General features: G+C 44.1%; 17 protein-coding genes. 5 read left to right on the forward strand and 12 right to left on the reverse strand.

What is annotated here, in order from left to right; genetic code table 11:
* Positions 1–28: 28 nt before the first annotated feature.
* The 4 genes from miaA to pdxA form a co-directional block, all read right to left on the reverse strand.
* On the reverse strand, positions 29–949 hold the full coding sequence (gene miaA, locus GKO22_RS12465) for a tRNA (adenosine(37)-N6)-dimethylallyltransferase MiaA (RefSeq protein ID WP_166335494.1): 921 nt from the start codon (positions 947–949) through the stop codon (positions 29–31).
* 32 nt (positions 950–981) lie between these two features.
* The gene (locus GKO22_RS12470; RefSeq protein ID WP_166335496.1) at positions 982–1,575 is read right to left on the reverse strand and encodes a plasmid pRiA4b ORF-3 family protein; all 594 of its coding nucleotides are present in this window, start codon (positions 1,573–1,575) and stop codon (positions 982–984) included.
* Positions 1,576–1,612: 37 nt separating this feature from the next.
* Positions 1,613–3,034: a CCA tRNA nucleotidyltransferase gene (locus GKO22_RS12475; protein ID WP_166335498.1), complete on the reverse strand. Its 1,422-nt coding sequence runs from the start codon at positions 3,032–3,034 to the stop codon at positions 1,613–1,615.
* A gap of 78 nt (positions 3,035–3,112) precedes the next feature.
* Entirely contained in the window at positions 3,113–4,168 is a 1,056-nt protein-coding gene (pdxA, locus tag GKO22_RS12480) for a 4-hydroxythreonine-4-phosphate dehydrogenase PdxA (protein ID WP_166335499.1), read from the reverse strand.
* 117 nt (positions 4,169–4,285) lie between these two features.
* On the opposite strand from pdxA, the gene rsmA reads away from it, so the two are divergent.
* The 4 genes from rsmA (at position 4,286) to GKO22_RS12500 (ending at position 8,016) form a co-directional block, all read left to right on the forward strand.
* Positions 4,286–5,068, forward strand: coding sequence for a 16S rRNA (adenine(1518)-N(6)/adenine(1519)-N(6))-dimethyltransferase RsmA (gene rsmA, locus GKO22_RS12485; protein ID WP_166335501.1), 783 nt, complete (start codon positions 4,286–4,288; stop codon positions 5,066–5,068).
* Entirely contained in the window at positions 5,065–6,234 is a 1,170-nt protein-coding gene (locus GKO22_RS12490) for an FAD-dependent monooxygenase (RefSeq protein ID WP_166335502.1), read from the forward strand. The genes rsmA and GKO22_RS12490 overlap by 4 nt, the downstream gene beginning before the upstream one ends.
* Positions 6,234–7,163, forward strand: coding sequence for an NAD(P)-dependent oxidoreductase (locus GKO22_RS12495; protein WP_166335504.1), 930 nt, complete (start codon positions 6,234–6,236; stop codon positions 7,161–7,163). The genes GKO22_RS12490 and GKO22_RS12495 overlap by 1 nt, the downstream gene beginning before the upstream one ends.
* 79 nt (positions 7,164–7,242) lie before the next feature.
* Positions 7,243–8,016: a hypothetical protein gene (locus tag GKO22_RS12500; protein WP_166335506.1), complete on the forward strand. Its 774-nt coding sequence runs from the start codon at positions 7,243–7,245 to the stop codon at positions 8,014–8,016.
* A 94-nt stretch (positions 8,017–8,110) separates the two neighbouring features.
* On the opposite strand, the gene acs is transcribed toward GKO22_RS12500, so the two are convergent.
* Entirely contained in the window at positions 8,111–10,015 is a 1,905-nt protein-coding gene (gene acs, locus GKO22_RS12505; RefSeq protein WP_394352160.1) for an acetate--CoA ligase, read from the reverse strand.
* A gap of 181 nt (positions 10,016–10,196) precedes the next feature.
* Between acs and GKO22_RS12510 the strand changes: the two genes are divergently transcribed.
* Entirely contained in the window at positions 10,197–11,066 is an 870-nt protein-coding gene (locus GKO22_RS12510; RefSeq protein WP_166335510.1) for a UbiA prenyltransferase family protein, read from the forward strand.
* A gap of 7 nt (positions 11,067–11,073) precedes the next feature.
* Here the strand turns inward: GKO22_RS12510 and GKO22_RS12515 are convergent, their stop codons facing one another.
* The 7 genes from GKO22_RS12515 to GKO22_RS12545 all read right to left on the reverse strand — a co-directional run bounded on the left by GKO22_RS12515 (position 11,074) and on the right by GKO22_RS12545 (position 16,622).
* Positions 11,074–11,397: a transcriptional repressor gene (locus tag GKO22_RS12515; protein WP_166335512.1), complete on the reverse strand. Its 324-nt coding sequence runs from the start codon at positions 11,395–11,397 to the stop codon at positions 11,074–11,076.
* 122 nt (positions 11,398–11,519) lie between these two features.
* Positions 11,520–12,179 (reverse strand): class I SAM-dependent methyltransferase, encoded by a 660-nt coding sequence (locus tag GKO22_RS12520; RefSeq protein ID WP_166335514.1) that lies wholly within the window; start codon positions 12,177–12,179, stop codon positions 11,520–11,522.
* A gap of 7 nt (positions 12,180–12,186) precedes the next feature.
* Positions 12,187–12,996: a siderophore-interacting protein gene (locus GKO22_RS12525; protein ID WP_166335516.1), complete on the reverse strand. Its 810-nt coding sequence runs from the start codon at positions 12,994–12,996 to the stop codon at positions 12,187–12,189.
* Positions 12,997–12,998: 2 nt separating this feature from the next.
* The gene (locus GKO22_RS12530; protein WP_166335518.1) at positions 12,999–13,940 is read right to left on the reverse strand and encodes a siderophore ABC transporter substrate-binding protein; all 942 of its coding nucleotides are present in this window, start codon (positions 13,938–13,940) and stop codon (positions 12,999–13,001) included.
* Positions 13,937–14,704: an iron ABC transporter ATP-binding protein gene (locus tag GKO22_RS12535; RefSeq protein WP_166335520.1), complete on the reverse strand. Its 768-nt coding sequence runs from the start codon at positions 14,702–14,704 to the stop codon at positions 13,937–13,939. Before GKO22_RS12535 ends, GKO22_RS12530 begins: the two co-directional genes overlap by 4 nt.
* On the reverse strand, positions 14,701–15,651 hold the full coding sequence (locus tag GKO22_RS12540) for an iron chelate uptake ABC transporter family permease subunit (protein WP_166335522.1): 951 nt from the start codon (positions 15,649–15,651) through the stop codon (positions 14,701–14,703). The genes GKO22_RS12535 and GKO22_RS12540 overlap by 4 nt, the downstream gene beginning before the upstream one ends.
* Positions 15,648–16,622 carry an ABC transporter permease gene (locus tag GKO22_RS12545; RefSeq protein ID WP_206367892.1) on the reverse strand — a complete coding sequence of 325 codons (975 nt, stop codon included), beginning with the start codon at positions 16,620–16,622 and terminating at the stop codon, positions 15,648–15,650. Before GKO22_RS12545 ends, GKO22_RS12540 begins: the two co-directional genes overlap by 4 nt.
* Positions 16,623–16,647: the final 25 nt, after the last annotated feature.

A 16,647-nucleotide genomic window follows, 5' to 3' on the forward strand; every position in this document is an offset into this window, starting at 1 on the left:
TTTAGAAACAGTCGGTATTGGAATAAGTTTAGGCTTTTTGCGGATCAATAACTCCCGATTCATGCAAAAATTGCTTTATTTTTTCTATATCCGTTGGTGCAAACCAATGGGTATTGCCATATTTTTTGAACCAGGTGATCTGTCGTTTGGCGTAACGTCGGGAGTTTTGCTGAATCTTTTCTCCGGCCTCTTGCAATGTTCCATTTCCGTCCAGGAAATCAAATATTTCGGTGTAGCCAACGGTACGCAAAGCAGGATGATCTCTGTAGGATGCCAAGGATTGCACCTCTTCCAACAATCCGTTTTCCATCATTTGCTCGACTCGCTTATTGATGCGATTATACAGCGCTTCTCGATCATCGTTCAAGCCAACGGTGATGACATCAAAGGGGCGCGCTACTTGCTTTTGTTGTTGATAATCGGCAATAGATTTACCCGTAGTCTCAAATACTTCCAGCGCACGTACCACGCGCTGCGGATTTTGAAAGTCCATTTGTGCGTAATGCACAGGGTCGATTGCTTTTAAACGTTGTTGCAAAGACGGCAAACCATCTATTTGCAAGGCTTCATTCAATCGCTGTCGAATATGCTCCGGTGCTTGCGGTAAATCGTCCAAACCTTCGGTCAGTGCGCGTACAAATAATCCCGAGCCTCCAACCAATACCACCACATCATGCTGCTGGAAAAGCGTATCGAGCAAAACCAGCGCATCTCTTTCAAAATCGCCAGCAGAATAAACGGTATCTACCGCATGCGAATTAATAAAATGATGCGTGGCGGCGGCTAATTCCTGCACGTCAGGTTTTGCCGTACCAATGGTCATTTCCCGATAAAACTGTCTGGAATCGGCCGACACGATCTCCGTCTGGAAATACTGCGCTAGCTGAATGGCTAAGGCAGTTTTGCCCACAGCGGTAGGACCGACAACGGATACCAGCGTTTTTTTCATAGGACTTATGCCGCTGTAGGCACTATTTGGTTTTAGTAATCGTCTCTATATCCCGAAGAACTCTTTTCACTATCTTCTCCGCCTTCCGACTTTTCATCTTCTTCGTCAAATGTATCAAAGTCATCTTCTTCGTCTACGCCATATTCTTCTGCACCTTCGTGAATGAAGTCTTCTTCTTCCTCATCTGTATCATCAGTTACGGGGAAATCCGCAGCAGCGGCATTTTTAGGCGCTTGACCAATCGATTTGAAAACAGCAGGATATACTTTTCCTTCTTCCTCTTTCAGGATCTTCACCAGCTCCACGTGGAAATCGTACGGTCTATCGAAGTTATAGACGTAGTAAAATTTTTGATGCGGATCATCGATAAACTTACTAAGTTTTACATCTGCCATGAGCAGCACCTCGTTCTTTTTCTTGCGGTCATTAGGAAGGTGTGCTATTTCTGTCCCTTTTTTCCACTGATCATTGCTCACGAAGAAAGAAGACGAACGTTCTACTTCATAGCTGGTGGTACTGTGAATAACTTCATGTAATTCGAGGAAAGTACTTTTGGATTGCATATCCACTTCGCGATAGATATCTTCATAATCTTCAAAAGTGACCTTAAATCTATAAATTGCCATGGTGTACTACGCTTTATTATTTTAACCGATTTATAATTTACTTCTCTTCGTTTTCTGATGAAACCGGCAGACCTAATGCTTTTCCTTGCGCTTTCATATAGTTGATGGCTTCTTCGCGCGAATTCGGAATTTCTCCTTCCAATATCGCTTCGCGAATCGCATTTTTAATCTTGCCCACCATCCTGCCGGGTGCTACCCCAAACATCATCATAATATCTTCGCCTGTAACAGGCGGTTGCCAATTACGAATATGATCGCGCTCTTCTACATCTTTCAGCTTTTGCTTGACCAGCTCAAAGTTATCGCGATAGCGCTTTTTCTTATACTCGTTTTTGGTGGTGACATCCGCATAGCAAAGCATCATGAGGGCGTCAATATCATCTCCCGCTTCAAACAGCAATCTTCGTACCGCAGAATCCGTCACAATATCTTTTACCAACACAATCGGTCTCAAATGCAATTGTACCAGCTTTTGCACAAACTTCATCTTCTCATTTTGCGGGAGCTTCAACTCGGCAAATAACTTGGGCACCATGCGAGCGCCCCGATCTTCATGCCCGTGAAATGTCCAGCCGATCTTTGGATCAAAGCGCTTGGTCGGCGGCTTCGCAATATCGTGCATAATAGCTGCCCAGCGCAACCACAAATCATCCGACAATTCTGCTACATTGTCGAGCACTTCGAGCGTATGGTAAAAATTGTCTTTATGGCCTTTGCCATCAATATATTCTACGCCATGCAATTGGCACATGACCGGAAATATTTCCTGTAACAATCCAGTATCAAATAGATATTTGAAACCGATGGACGGCTTAGCCGCCAGCACAATTTTATTGAGCTCATCAATAATGCGCTCTTTGGATATGATACGAATGCGAGCCACGTTGCGCACAATGGCATCTTTTGAAGCAGCATCTATGGTAAAATCCAATTGAGTCGCAAAGCGAATGGCACGCATCATGCGAAGCGGATCATCCGAAAAGGTAATATCTGGATCTAGCGGCGTACGGATTAGTTTGGATTCCACATCAGCCAAGCCGTCAAATGGATCGACCAACTCTCCGTAATTCGCTTTATTCAACGAAAATGCCATGGCATTGATCGTAAAATCCCGGCGATTTTGATCGTCTTCCAACGTACCATCTTCCACGATAGGTTTGCGAGAATCGCCGCGATAGGATTCTTTGCGTGCACCGACAAACTCGACTTGCAAGTCCTCGTGCATCAGCATCGCTGTACCAAAAGATTTGAAAATAGTCACTTTTGCGCCTAATTTTTGGCCGACTTTTGTCGCGAAATCTATCCCGCTACCTACTACGACGATATCCACATCATTTTTAAACGCTCTGCCCATAATGCGATCACGCACATAGCCACCAATCACGTAGCAGGAGCGCTTTTCTTGATCAGCTAATTCTCCAATGATATGAAATACAGGGTGTTGTAAATTATCGTCCATAGTTGCAAGGCGCAAAAATACGATTTTTTCTCCAAGTGCAATCACACTTGGAGAAGATCGAAAATGTGGTTTGATCTATTAATCGCGGTCTCTCGAAAGTCGTCTAAACGTCAATGGGTTTGCAGAAAGTACTTTTTGCTCCCGACGGCGCTCTACGATATGCACCGCAGAAAAAAGCGCTTCCACAAAAGAATCTGCCGAAGCCACATTTTTGCCCGCAATATCATAGCCTGTACCATGATCCGGCGACGTGCGCACGAATGGTAATCCAGCCGTAAAGTTGACACCAGCGCGCGACGCAATATGCTTGAATGGGATCAATCCTTGATCGTGATACATCGCCAATACCGCATCAAATTTGGTATACGTATCGCTGGCAAAAAAACCATCTCCAGGATATGGACCAAAGCATAAAATACCTTCTGCTTTCGCTTTTTCGATCGCTGGCGCAATGATTTCACCATCTTCCTGTCCAATCAATCCGTTATCGCCCGCATGCGGATTCAGACCTAATACGGCGATCTTTGGTTTTTGAATCCAGAAATCAGTTTTCAAACTGGCATGCATCATGCGCAATTTATGCAAAATGGCTTCCTCGCTCAGTGCGTTCGCGACATCTTTGACCGGAATATGTCCCGTCACAACGCCCACTTTGAGGTCGTCGCTCACCATAAACATCAACACATCTTTAGCATCCGATTTAGCTTGCAAGTATTCGGTATGTCCCGGAAATTCGAAACCTTCTTGTTGTATATTATGCTTATTGATGGGCGCGGTTACCAAGGCGTCGATATGTCCGGCTAACAAATCATCGCAAGCTTTTTCTAACGATAAAAAGGCATACTTACCGCCAGTTTCATTCTCTTCGCCCAACGTAATCTTGACATCCTCTTGCCAGCAATTAATCATATTAGCCTTTTTGGGAATAGCCTCTTCTGCCGAAGAAATGACCTGAAAATTGAAGTCATTCGCATGAATGGCTTTGCGATGAAAGGAGGCCACCTTCGTATTACCATATACAATCGGTGTAAAATACTCTAATACACGACTGTCTTGTAGTGATTTGATGATCACTTCCAAGCCTATTCCATTAATGTCTCCTACGGTAATACCAATTTTTAGCTTATCCTTCATTCTATACTGCTTATAACGCTGATTGCTCAAAAGTAAACAGTAAAAGGGGAAATGGCAACTATTTAAAATCGGTCGCCCCGAGTTTTTTGCGTACTTTTGATACATCAAACAAGCACTATGAGTACAGTACGCGCGAAAAAACACCTCGGCCAACATTTCCTAAACGACAAATCCGCAGCCTTGCGAATTGTCGATGCTTTGCAACCTGAACTAGGATTCAAACAGGTACTAGAAGTAGGACCGGGAATGGGAGTTTTATCCGATTTTTTGCTAACGCGCGAAGAAAACTACCAAACTTGGCTCATTGATGTGGATGACGAATCGGTGGGCTACCTTGCCAACCAATATCCCAACTTGGGAGATCGGTTGATCCACGGCGACTTTTTAGCATTGGATTTCAGCCAACATTTTCCGGATAGCTTAGCCATCATCGGCAACTTCCCGTACAACATCTCTTCACAGATTTTATTTAAAATCTTAGACGAACGCCAAAAAGTGATACAGATGGTTGGTATGTTTCAAAAAGAAGTCGCCGAGCGCTGTGTCGCCAAACCGGGCAACAAAGAATATGGGATTTTGAGTGTTTTTCTGCAAGCTTATTACGAGGTAGAATATCTTTTCACGGTCAAAGCAGGCGCTTTTACGCCACCACCAAAGGTACTTTCGGGCGTGATGCGCATGACGCGCAATGAAAGAGTTACGTTAGATTGCGATGAGAAACTTTTCTGGCGCGTGGTGAAAGCGGGCTTCAATCAACGTCGAAAAACGCTTCGCAACGCCTTATCGGCCGTGATTCCAAAAGATCGCATGACCGATAATCCTTTGTATGAACTACGCGCAGAGCGGTTAACCGTTTCAGACTTCGAAAACCTCACCAACGAGATTGCCGCCGCGCTATGAAAAGCCTAGACTGTGAATTTGCCATCATCGGCGGCGGAGTAGCAGGATTGAGTATGGGCATTTCCCTAAACGCCTCGGGCAGAGATTTTCTAATTTTCGAACAAGCAGATGAGCTTCGCGGCATTGGAGCTGGATTTGGCCTCGCGGCCAATGCAATGCGCGCTTTTGACTATTTGGGATTACGAGAAGAAGCAGAGCAGCTTGGTTTTTATACCGAAACTTACAATATTCTCGACGACAAAGGTCGCGTGTTGATTGCGCCTGATACCGCGCGTTTAGGCACGCAGTATCAGCAAAAAAACCTCACCGTACATCGGGCAGATTTGCATACTTTTCTGCAATCAAAAATAAATGCCGAACAAATCTTGCTTGGCAAACGAATCCTTCGTTACGAACAGCAGCAAGAAAGTATTCAACTCTTTTTTGCCGATGGCAGCACTTATCGCTGTCGCTATCTGATCGTTGCGGATGGCGTCAAATCACCAATCCGCCAACAATTGTTGCCAAATGCTAAGCCGCGCTATGCTGGTTATACCTGCTGGCGCGCCACGATCAATAATGCGAACATCGGACTGAAACATGGCTCTGAAACTTGGGGCATCAACGGCCGATTTGGCATGACGCCGCTTGTACGCGATCGCGTATATTGGTACGCCTGCCTGAATGCCAAAGCGCAAGACGAAAAATATAAAAACTACAGGCCGCAAGATCTACTCCAACATTTTGGCAATTACCACGCGCCTATTCCTACCATCCTACAGCATACCGCGCCCGAGGATTTGTTGTGGAATGATATTGTGGATATCAAGCCGCTATCACAATTCGCCTTCGGCGCCATCCTTTTAATTGGTGATGCAGCACATGCAACGACACCCAATATGGGACAAGGCGCTTGCCAAGCATTGGAAGATGTGGCCGTGCTGACCGATGAATTAAAAAAGAACCAAACAGCAGAACAAGCATTTATAAACTTTCAGCGTAGAAGATTAGCGCGCACACGCTATATCACGGATACTTCTTGGCGAATCGGCCAGATCGCACAGTGGTCTAATCCGATTCTTGTGCCAATCCGCAATGCCTTGATGCGGGCGATGCCGGCCAAATGGAGCGAAGCCTCGCTGAATAAATTATTAAAGCAAGATTTTTTGACTATCAATCCTTCCTGATGACAACACGCATTCTTATCGTAGACGATATACATCCGATATTTTTAGAAAAACTTCAACGAGCAAATCTTGAGTTAATTTATCAGCCTGATATTTCTCGCCAAGAAGCAGAAGAACTAGTAAAAAATGTTGAGGGCTTAATTATACGTTCGAAATTTTTTGTGGATGAAGCTTTTCTGCTGCAGGCGCCTAAACTTCGTTTTATCGGCCGTGCTGGCGCAGGTATGGATAATATTGATGAGGTGGCAGCGCAGCAACGCGGCATTCAGCTTTTCCCAGCCAACGAAGGTAACCGTGATGCGGTAGGCGAACATATGATCGGTATGCTGCTTAGCTTGATGAACAATTTGCGTCGTGCGCACCAGCAAATTGCCAATCAACAATGGTTGCGCGAAGAAAACCGCGGACTCGAACTCAAAGGTGCGACCGTGGCGCTGATTGGCTATGGCCACAATGGACAAGCCATGGCCAAAAAACTGTCCGGTTTTGAAGTCGAGGTGATTGCGTACGACAAATATAAAACTGGCTTTTCCGATCAATATGCACGGGAAGTATCGATGGAAGAAATCGTAAAGCGAGCCGATGTACTCAGCTTCCATATTCCATTGACAAGAGAAACGAAAGGCTTGGTCGACGAGGAATACCTACGTCATTTTCGCAAACCTATCTTCTTTTTAATGGGAGCGCGTGGCGGCATTGTCAACGTACCTGCCGTATTGAAGGGATTGGATGAAGGAAAAATCCGTGGCGCAGCATTCGATGTGCTCCCTGTAGAAAAATTTCCAGCGCTCGCCGAGCAATCTTGGTTTGCTGACCTAACGAGTCGAGATAATGTATTACTCAGTCCGCATGTGGCTGGCTGGACGGTAGAAAGTTACTATAAGCTATCCGATGTATTAGCAGACAAAATTTTACAGCATATAGGATAAAAACCCTAGGATTTGTTGTTTAGAATGATTTTAAATAGTATGTTTGTCTAAAGAAACACACTACTTAAAATCATCGACAATGAAATTTAGCAAACAACTTGTTCTTTTGGCGTGCGGACTTACCTTTACCGCAGCGACATCGTTCGCACATAGTGAAGATCATGACAAAACTCCAGCAAACGAAACGACACTAACCTCGGATAAAAAAGCGAAGGACGTAGGAACCTTTACTGCCGAAGGCAAAACACATAGCACAAAATTTGTTCGTGTATTATATGCCGCAGAAGGTTCAGAAATCGAAGGACAAAGCAATGATATTACGCCATTAGTCTATGAAAGCGTTGATCCTAAAGGAAATGTAGTTAAAGTACGTCGCTTCCAGATTACAGCAAAAAACACCGGTTACGATGAGGTGCAGACGGATCAAACGCAAGATTACAAACTAAAAACTGTCAAAGAAGGTATCAAATTATACATCGAAGTCCCTGTTGCTGCGGATGGTACGATGGATCTGAAGAAAGCATATGTGGGTAATGCTGCGTACAATTTCGGAACACATGAAACTCGTCACGCATTGACACCAGAAACGAGTTCGGATTATAAAATCAAAATCAAACGCTTGGATCTGCCTAAATTCGACGCCAGCAATAAGCCTGGTGACAAAGGATTGATCTACAATCAAGGTTTTATTGAATTGTCTTTCAAAGCGAAGGCCAAGCAATTGGCTTCTGATGAGATTAGCGATTTCACGGTAGATATCAAAGGCCCCATCTCTGTGACGCATATTCGCGGTAAAGAGCGCCAAGATGCTGCTGTGGTCATTAACCCAGAATTGGTTAAGAAAAACTTGTAGTTTTTCTTAACGGAATAACATCAAAAAAGCCGTCTGATTTTATGTCAGACGGCTTTTTTAATTAAAATATCGCGTCATTGCGATGCCGAGGTTCTTATTTCTTCTGCTCTTTCGCTCCGGCAACGATTTTCTCTACGATTGATGGATCCAGCAATGTCGACGTATCACCAAAATTATCGGTATCGCCTTCAGCGATTTTGCGTAAGATTCTACGCATGATTTTACCAGATCGTGTTTTTGGCAGATCATCTACGAACTGAATTACATCAAGTTTCGCGATCGCACCAATTAATCGAGTGACCGTCTGCAAGATATTCTGCTTCGTCTCATCTTCATTACCATGATGGTTAGCGATTACATACGCATAAATGCCTTGTCCCTTTACCGAGTGCGGATAGCCTACGATAGCCGATTCAACCACGTCGGAGTGCATATTAATCGCGTTTTCTACCTCTGCAGTACCGATACGATGTCCGGAAACATTCAGCACATCATCCACACGTCCAGTAATACGATAATACCCATCTTTATTGCGATAGCAACCATCACCTGTGAAGTACATATCTTCGTACGTAGAGAAATAGGTTTTCTTGCAACGCTCATGATCGCCCCAGGTGGTGCGCAGCATGCCTGGCCAAGGAAACTTGATACACAAATTTCCGGTAACATCATTCTCGACAATCTCTTTTCCATTTTCGTCCATCAAACAAGGTTGCACACCAGGAAGTGGCAACATCGCATAACCTGGAATGGTTGGAGACACACCTGCTAATGGCGCTATTAAGATTCCACCATTTTCTGTTTGCCACCACGTATCGGTTATTGGAGCTTCACCCCCACCGATCTTTTCGCTGAACCAATTCCAAGCTTCCTCGTTAATTGGCTCACCAACAGAACCCAATTTTCGAATACTGCTCAAGTCTTTATTTTCCAAATATTCATCGCCAAATGCCATTAAAGATCGGATGGCGGTAGGAGCTGTATACAGAATATTCACTTTATGTTTGGCTACGATATCCCAAAAACGGCCTGCATCTGGAAAAGTTGGAATTCCTTCGAACATGACCGAAGTCGCCCCTTGAGAAAGTGGTCCGTAAACGATGTACGAATGACCGGTGATCCAACCAATATCGGCTGTACAAAAGTAAACCTCATCGGGTTGATATTGAAATACATTAGAGAAAGTATAACCGGTATATACCATATATCCAGCCGTGCTGTGAACCACACCTTTTGGCGTACCGGTAGAACCCGAAGTATATAAAATGAATAAAGGATCTTCGGAATCCATCTCTTCTGCTGGGCAGGCAAGATTTCCTTGCGTTTCTACTTTCGAAATTTCATCTTCCCACCAGACATCGCGCCCTTTAATCATCGACACAGGCGTGCGCGATCGCGTAAGTACAATAACACGCTCGACAGATTTGCATTGCACTAATGCATCGTCTACAATATTTTTCAGTTCCAACACTTTGTTGCCTCTAAAACCACCGTCGGAAGTAATGACCAGCTTACATTCCGCATCATTGATACGGTCAGCAATCGATGTAGCGGAGAAACCACCAAATACCACAGAATGAATCGCACCGATTCGCGCACAGGCTAAAGTAGCAATCGCTAACTCGGGAACCATCGGCAAATAAATACACACGCGATCGCCCTTCTTCACGTTGTTATTTTTGAGCACATGTGCAAATTGCTCGACTTTAGCTAACAACTGTTTGTAAGTAAGAACGCGATGTGCCTCCTGCGGATCATTGGGCTCCCAGATAATGGCAGGCTTGTCGCCATTATTGTAAATATGTCTATCTAAGCAGTTTTCGGTGATATTTAACTTTGCGCCTTCGAACCAACGAATATCTGGCTCTTTAAAATTCCAATTAAGCACATTGGTCCACTTTCTCTTCCAGAAGAAGTGTTCAGCAACTTCTCCCCAGAATGCTTCCGGATCGGAAACGCTTTTGTCATAAGCCTGTTGATAGGCTTCAAAGGTATTCATTTGGAAACTCATCTCTCTCAAGTATTGTGTTAGGTTTATAGATTACGGTGAATTTATTATTTCCAGCCAAATCGTTATTTGATTGACCTAAAGACCCGTAACTTTAACTAATTTAGCTTTTATATTAAAAAAACCCAAGTTTTAGAAGAATGTTTAAACAAGTTTTTGTTCGACTGCAGCTATGAAGCTTCTGGTTCACGTCTTTCGGATATTGGTCTTTTCTAATGGGATCATTGCGCTAGCGAGTGTGGCGCAGAGCGCACTGACTTACTTAATTCTTGATCTGCCGACCAACCCATTTATCTTGCTAATAGAAGGATGTTCCACAGTGGCATTATATAATATGAGCTTGTTTTACGCAAAACCTGCAAAGCCAGCTGATTCTCCTTTTGCACGAACGCGGTGGTTTTTTGGTCATCAGCAAGCGATGATAAGTGTTACTGTTATTGCGGGATTGTTGTTAGCGTATAGCTTATGGCATATTCATTGGTACACCATGCTGTATCTAGGATTTATCGGTGTACTGAGTCTGCTATACAATATTCCTTTTCTTCGATTGGGAAAAAATACCGGCGGCTTACGTCAGATTCCAGGACTGAAGTTGTTTCATATTGCCGTGCTGTGGTCGTTGAGTACGGTGGGATTACCTGTCGTGGAAGCGTGGATGGATGGTCACGCGATCGATTGGACTGCCGCCAATTTTTTGGGTATCATTAAAATCTTATTCCTATTGGTATGTACACTTCCGTTTGACGTACGGGATATCAAACAAGATTCGTACTACAATTTGAAAACGGTGCCGACCATGATTGGCGAGCAAAAGGCGATACAACTAAATTATGTGCTTATTGCCTTCCATACGTTGCTGATCGCATTCGCTCCTTTTACTTTCCCCATTCAGGTAGGATTGTGGACAACTAATCTCTTCATATTCATTTTGTTGCGCCAGTTTATTTTTGTCGCGCAGCAAAAACATTATCATGCCGTGTATTTATTGGATCTTGCACTGATTGTGCAATTCGTATTGGTGTCGCTCACGACATCTGTATGATGCCAGCTTACAAGAAAAATGTTTGGTCAATCATGTAAAATGCTTGGTTGATCTCGTCATAAAACTTGTATGCAATACCATTTCTACAAAGGATGTTTAAGGTATTGTATACGGTAGTGATACTAATCTTTTTCGTTTTGTAGATTTTTAACCAAAGTTGTTCCGCCGTAGTACGTTCTTCTTGAGAAACTAGCTCTTCTATGACGATCTTCCGCTGTTTATTGACGATAAAATTATGATTTATCAGCCTTTCATACACCTGCGAAGTCAACGCTTGTTGCGACGATTCTCCGATCGATTTTTGCTTTGGATCTGCTTCGTTCTTCTTCATCAAGCCCTCCTTTATTTAGCCTTCTTACTGTCCTACAAATAACGGAGGAATTATCGAAACGGCATAATGCCGATTCATTTTAAGAGAAGAATCACGAATTAAGAGAAGAATCACGAAGGAGCTTAACGTTGACGCAATAGCGCGATGTAATAGATGCGCTCGACCAGATCTCCTACCTTACTACGCACCTGCTCTGTCCTTTTTTGCAGATCTGCCATTGCCCAAGCGCTATCGCGCAACAAATCTTCCAGATCTGCGGGCTCGTATAATGTAAATCCATATTGCGTGAATGGCAGAGTCTGCATGAAGGCTTTACTAGCAAACGTGATGGCCAGCACCGCATCGGGCTTAGCCACCCGCGCCAGCTCTCGCAACATCGCTGCTGGATCTGCCCAGAAATATACCGTATTCACCGTAAATATTTTATTAAAAAACTGACCCGAATAAGGAAGTACCGATCCGTCATAACAGTCGAAGCAGATCGCATGTTGTGTCATCAGTGCCGCATTGAGCTGCTGCGCTTCAGTCTGCATAGTCTGCGAGATATCGACACCCACATAGTTTAAATCTTTAGCGCAATCTATCAATTGGGTAAGATGACCGCCATTGCCATAACCTAACTCCAGCACCTGATCACCATCAGCTAACTGCAGCGCAGCTAGCGTTTGCAAGGTCATGTCGATGTTGGTCTCGTTCATATTGTCGCCAATCTGTACACCATGTTGGCCATCAGGGCATCGCAGCTGTGCTGCGATGCCCTGCAATTCTTCTTCCGTTGCCATATGCTTCTTATTTACTTTCGTCGCGACGCTCCTCAGCCGATTTGTCTTCGGCCGTACCCGCTTTCCAATACGAAAATGCATAGAACGATTTATTGTCCCAACCCAGCGTACTCTTAAAATACTCGCGAATCTGTTTTACACTTTGATATTCGCAGGCTACATAACCGAAACATTCTTTGCCTGCCGGAATGATGGTATCTACCACCTTTTGATGTAGCGTACTTCCAGCAGTTGGATCCGCATTGAATACCCAATCGATCGTGAATCCGGGATGTTTAAAGTCGTCCTGCACGTCTTCTTGTCCATGAACCTCAACAATACAATGTCCTTTTGCATCTGCAGGTAAAGAATCTAAAATAACACGTAGCACTGGAATGGCCGTCGCATCGCCAACTAATAAATACCAATCGGCTGCCGGATACAGCGTGCTTTTTCGGATTTTCATGGCTACACCCAATTCATCGCCTTTTTCGGCGCGACGCGCCCAGGAAGAGGCTGGCCCTGTATCACCATGGTCGACAAACTCGATCACAATACGATCATGCTCGACATCAATTGCTCGATGCGTGTACGTACGTATTAGTGGTCTTTCATGTTCTGCTGGCAAGATCCATTCGCTATTGGCTTCGTCCCAAACCGCTAATTTCACTTCCTTTTGACCCGCTGGCGGAATCATTATTTTATTGTTCGCACCCAAACTACAAGCCGCAAATTCTTTGGCTCCTTCCCCTTCCAAGGTGATTCGGATATAATGTGGGGTTATATATTCTTTTGCCCAAACCCGAAATACGTGTTTGGCAATCACTGGTCGCTCCATAGCTATCCTTTTTTCAGCACGTTTAATGCTTCGTCAATCATCATATTGGTGGAGGTAATACCACCGCCCGATAAATACCACACTTGCGGATTCAGGTAAACGATGTGTCCTTGTTTATAGGCTTTGGTTTGCTGAATCAACTTATTTTCAATTTCCCTTTTATCCGCGCCTTTTCCTTTTACCGCTTCGTTGCGGTCAACGATGAATAGGTAATCTGGATCAGTTTCTACAATGAATTCATTGGATACTTTCTGTCCATGTGTCGCTTCTTCCAACTGATCTACAGCAGGCTTCACACCGAGCTCAGCATGGATAAAACCAAAACGAGAACCGGCACCATATACACTGAAACGACCATTATTGTGCATCGCGATCAAGGCATTCTCGGTATTACTTTTTAATTGTTCCTGCGCTTGTTTCAATTTCTCTTTGGTAGCGGCAATTTTTTCTTTTACGACTTCTTCCTGCCCTACGAGCTTGCCCAATAGCAACGAATTGTCCTCAAAAGATTTCATGTAGTTGCTGTTATCGATATCGACAAATATGGTCGGTGCAATTTTGATAAACTCGTCGTAAAAGCGTTCTTGTCTTGCCGAAATAATAATCAGATCGGGTGCTAAGCTATTGATCTTCTCAAAATTCGGTTCCATCAGTCCGCCAGCATCCGCCACTTCCGAATCGTCTTTTAGCGTAGCTAAATGATCGGGCGTATAGTTTTTAGGAATACCGACTGGCTTAATGCCCAATTCATTCAAGGTTTCTAGCGATCCGAAGTCGAAGACCACAATTTTGGTCGGCTGCCCATAAATTGTAGTATTGCCCAGTTTGTGACTAATTACCGTCGAATCCGAAGCGGTATTTTCGTTTTCAGAACTGCTATTATTACAGCTTGCCATCATAAACAAAAGGCAAGCGATGCTCGTCAATTTTAAAAGATTTTTCATGTTTCTATATTGAAATAATTACAAATATTTTTTCCGTTTTTACTAATGATATCGAAGTCGATGCCGAATACTTCTTTTAAAGTGTGGGCTTGCACGACCTGATCTGTCTCGTCATTATATACGATCTTGCCATCCTTCATAGCAATAATATAATCAGAGTATTGCGACGCAAAATTGATCTCATGAATCACGATTACCACCGTTTTGCCGAGCTCATCGACTAGACGGCGCAGGGTTTTCATCACGAGAACAGCATGCTTCATATCCAAGTTATTCAGCGGTTCGTCTAGCAAGATGTAATCGGTATCCTGCGCAATAATCATCGCGATGAAGGCGCGTTGCCGCTGACCGCCACTCAACTCATCGATGTAGCTATGAGCCATATCCTCGAGCTGCGCAAAGTGAATCGCTTTATCAATCTGTGCCTGATCTTCGGCTGTGAGTCGACCTTTGGAATATGGAAATCGGCCGAAGGCCACCAAATCCCTCACCGTAAGCCGAAGATCAATGTGATTGGACTGCCGTAAGATGGATAAACGCTTGGCCAGATCTTCACTTTTATAATCGTCCAAGCATATATCATCCAGGTAAATCTTGCCTTGATCGGCATCTAGCAGCCGGCTGATAGTAGAAAGTAAGGTACTTTTTCCAGCTCCATTCGGCCCGATCAACGAGGTGATCTTCCCTTTGGGCAAGCTGCAAGAGATATTATCCAGCACTAAGCGCTTTCCATACGTCTTCGTGATTTGTTCGAAACGAATCATATTGCTTTCCTTGTTTTAAGCATCAAATACATAAAATAGAGCCCTCCCACAAAATTAACCACGATACTTACCGTCGTCGAAAAGTTAAAGATATGCTCTACCAAAAATTGCCCTAATAACAAGGCTACACAAGCTATGCCACTACAGAGCCACACCATGTAATGGTGTTTGCGCGTTTGAAATAATTCGTAAGTAAGATTGGTCACTAAAATCCCCAAGAAGGTAACTGGCCCAACCAATGCGGTAGATACCGACACCAATAGCGAGATCAGTAACATGTAAATCTTGACCAATTTATTATAATTCAACCCCAGATTTACGGCGTGCTCACGCCCGAGCGCGATAACGTCGAGGTATTTGAGATAACGCTGACCAAAGAGCAACGCACCCAGCAGCGTGGCGCCAGCGATCAGCAGCAGATCGGTGTTAATCTTATTAAATGAAACAAACATAAATCCCTGAATGACAGAAAACTCGTTGGGATCGATTACGATCTGTAAGAATTGCCCGAATGTCTGAAATAAGGCACCCAGCACCAAACCCAGCAGCAACAGGTGATAGATATTCTGCTTGCTTTTGCCAAAGATCAGTATGTACATCAAAAAAGAGAATGCCATCATCAGCAATACCGCATAGAAAAAATTATCCTGATGCGTAATCACCTGAAAGGTCTTATCGCCATAAATAAAGACGATGACCGTTTGGAACAAAATAAATACGGATTCGTAGCCCATAATCGCTGGTGTCAGAATCTTATTATTCGTAATCGTCTGAAAGATGAGTGAAGAATAGGCCACACTCACGCCCACCAATAAGATCGTCGCCAAACGTACTGCACGTCGTGGAATCACATAATCCAAATTCGGACCCGTATTGTACAACATGAATAAGGCGATGATGGTCCCCATTAGCAATACCAAGACAATTATTTTGTTCTGCTGCTTCATCGATTTCGTCTTAGGATTAAGAATAAAAAGATGATTCCGCCGATAACGCCTACCATCAAGCCAATCGGTATTTCATACGGAAAGATGATGGTGCGGCCTAGAATATCGCAGAACAGCAAAAAAATCGAACCAGCCAGCGCCGTCATCGGCAACGTACGACGGAGATTATCTCCCATCATCATACTCACCATGTTGGGTACAATCAGACCAAGAAATGGAATCGCTCCTGCCGTTACCACGCTTACACTCACGGTAAGCGAAACGGCAAACAAGCCCAGATTCACAATGGCCGTGTACGAAATCCCCAAATTCTTGGCAAAGCTGGCTCCCATGCCCACAATGGTAAACTGATCCGCATAAATGTAAGCCAGTACCACGGCCGGCAAAATCAGGTAAATCGATTCATATTGCCCCTGCAATACCGAAGAAAAGTCACCTATCATCCACTCCTGTACATTTTGTACAATGCCATGCTTGAACGCAAAGAAGGTAGATACGGCCGCTAAGATATTGCCAAACATAATCCCGACCAAGGGGATGAACACCGAACTACGAAAACGCACCCGACGCACCATCAGCATAAACAATAGATTCGCCGCCAGCGTAAATAGCAAAGCAGCAAGCGACTTGATGCCCATAGAAGCTTGTGGAATCAACAAAATACTGAAAAGAATTCCCATCTTCGCCGCTTCCAATGATCCAGCGGTCGTGGGCGACACGAACTTATTTTGCGAAAGCTGCTGCATAATGAAGCCCGCTACGCTCAGTCCTGCGCCCGTGAGCACCAATGCGATCGCTCTTGGAATACGCGCAATAGTAAACACTAGTAACTGATCCGAATTCATCGCGAAGACATCACGCATGGCGATGTCTTTGACGCCAGTAAATAGCGAAATCCAGATCAATACGAGCAGGCTCACGATGGAGCCTGCGTATAGTATTGGAATAGAAGTTTTCTTTGTTGTCTCCAATAGGCTGTGCTATACTGTCCGGAAC

This window comes from Sphingobacterium chungjuense (assembly GCF_011316935.1).
Taxonomy (GTDB): domain Bacteria; phylum Bacteroidota; class Bacteroidia; order Sphingobacteriales; family Sphingobacteriaceae; genus Sphingobacterium; species Sphingobacterium chungjuense.

Coding starts and splice junctions, on each gene's coding strand:
- GKO22_RS12530 (WP_166335518.1), bottom strand. CDS start 13,940: ATGAAAAATCTTTTAAAATTGACGAGCATCGCTTGCCTTTTGTTTATG.
- GKO22_RS12540 (WP_166335522.1), bottom strand. CDS start 15,651: ATGAAGCAGCAGAACAAAATAATTGTCTTGGTATTGCTAATGGGGACC.
- GKO22_RS12475 (WP_166335498.1), bottom strand. CDS start 3,034: ATGGACGATAATTTACAACACCCTGTATTTCATATCATTGGAGAATTA.
- GKO22_RS12525 (WP_166335516.1), bottom strand. CDS start 12,996: ATGGAGCGACCAGTGATTGCCAAACACGTATTTCGGGTTTGGGCAAAA.
- GKO22_RS12495 (WP_166335504.1), top strand. CDS start 6,234: ATGACAACACGCATTCTTATCGTAGACGATATACATCCGATATTTTTA.
- GKO22_RS12500 (WP_166335506.1), top strand. CDS start 7,243: ATGAAATTTAGCAAACAACTTGTTCTTTTGGCGTGCGGACTTACCTTT.
- GKO22_RS12515 (WP_166335512.1), bottom strand. CDS start 11,397: ATGAAGAAGAACGAAGCAGATCCAAAGCAAAAATCGATCGGAGAATCG.
- acs (WP_394352160.1), bottom strand. CDS start 10,015: ATGAATACCTTTGAAGCCTATCAACAGGCTTATGACAAAAGCGTTTCC.
- GKO22_RS12490 (WP_166335502.1), top strand. CDS start 5,065: ATGAAAAGCCTAGACTGTGAATTTGCCATCATCGGCGGCGGAGTAGCA.
- rsmA (WP_166335501.1), top strand. CDS start 4,286: ATGAGTACAGTACGCGCGAAAAAACACCTCGGCCAACATTTCCTAAAC.
- GKO22_RS12510 (WP_166335510.1), top strand. CDS start 10,197: ATGAAGCTTCTGGTTCACGTCTTTCGGATATTGGTCTTTTCTAATGGG.
- GKO22_RS12535 (WP_166335520.1), bottom strand. CDS start 14,704: ATGATTCGTTTCGAACAAATCACGAAGACGTATGGAAAGCGCTTAGTG.
- pdxA (WP_166335499.1), bottom strand. CDS start 4,168: ATGAAGGATAAGCTAAAAATTGGTATTACCGTAGGAGACATTAATGGA.
- GKO22_RS12470 (WP_166335496.1), bottom strand. CDS start 1,575: ATGGCAATTTATAGATTTAAGGTCACTTTTGAAGATTATGAAGATATC.
- miaA (WP_166335494.1), bottom strand. CDS start 949: ATGAAAAAAACGCTGGTATCCGTTGTCGGTCCTACCGCTGTGGGCAAA.
- GKO22_RS12520 (WP_166335514.1), bottom strand. CDS start 12,179: ATGGCAACGGAAGAAGAATTGCAGGGCATCGCAGCACAGCTGCGATGC.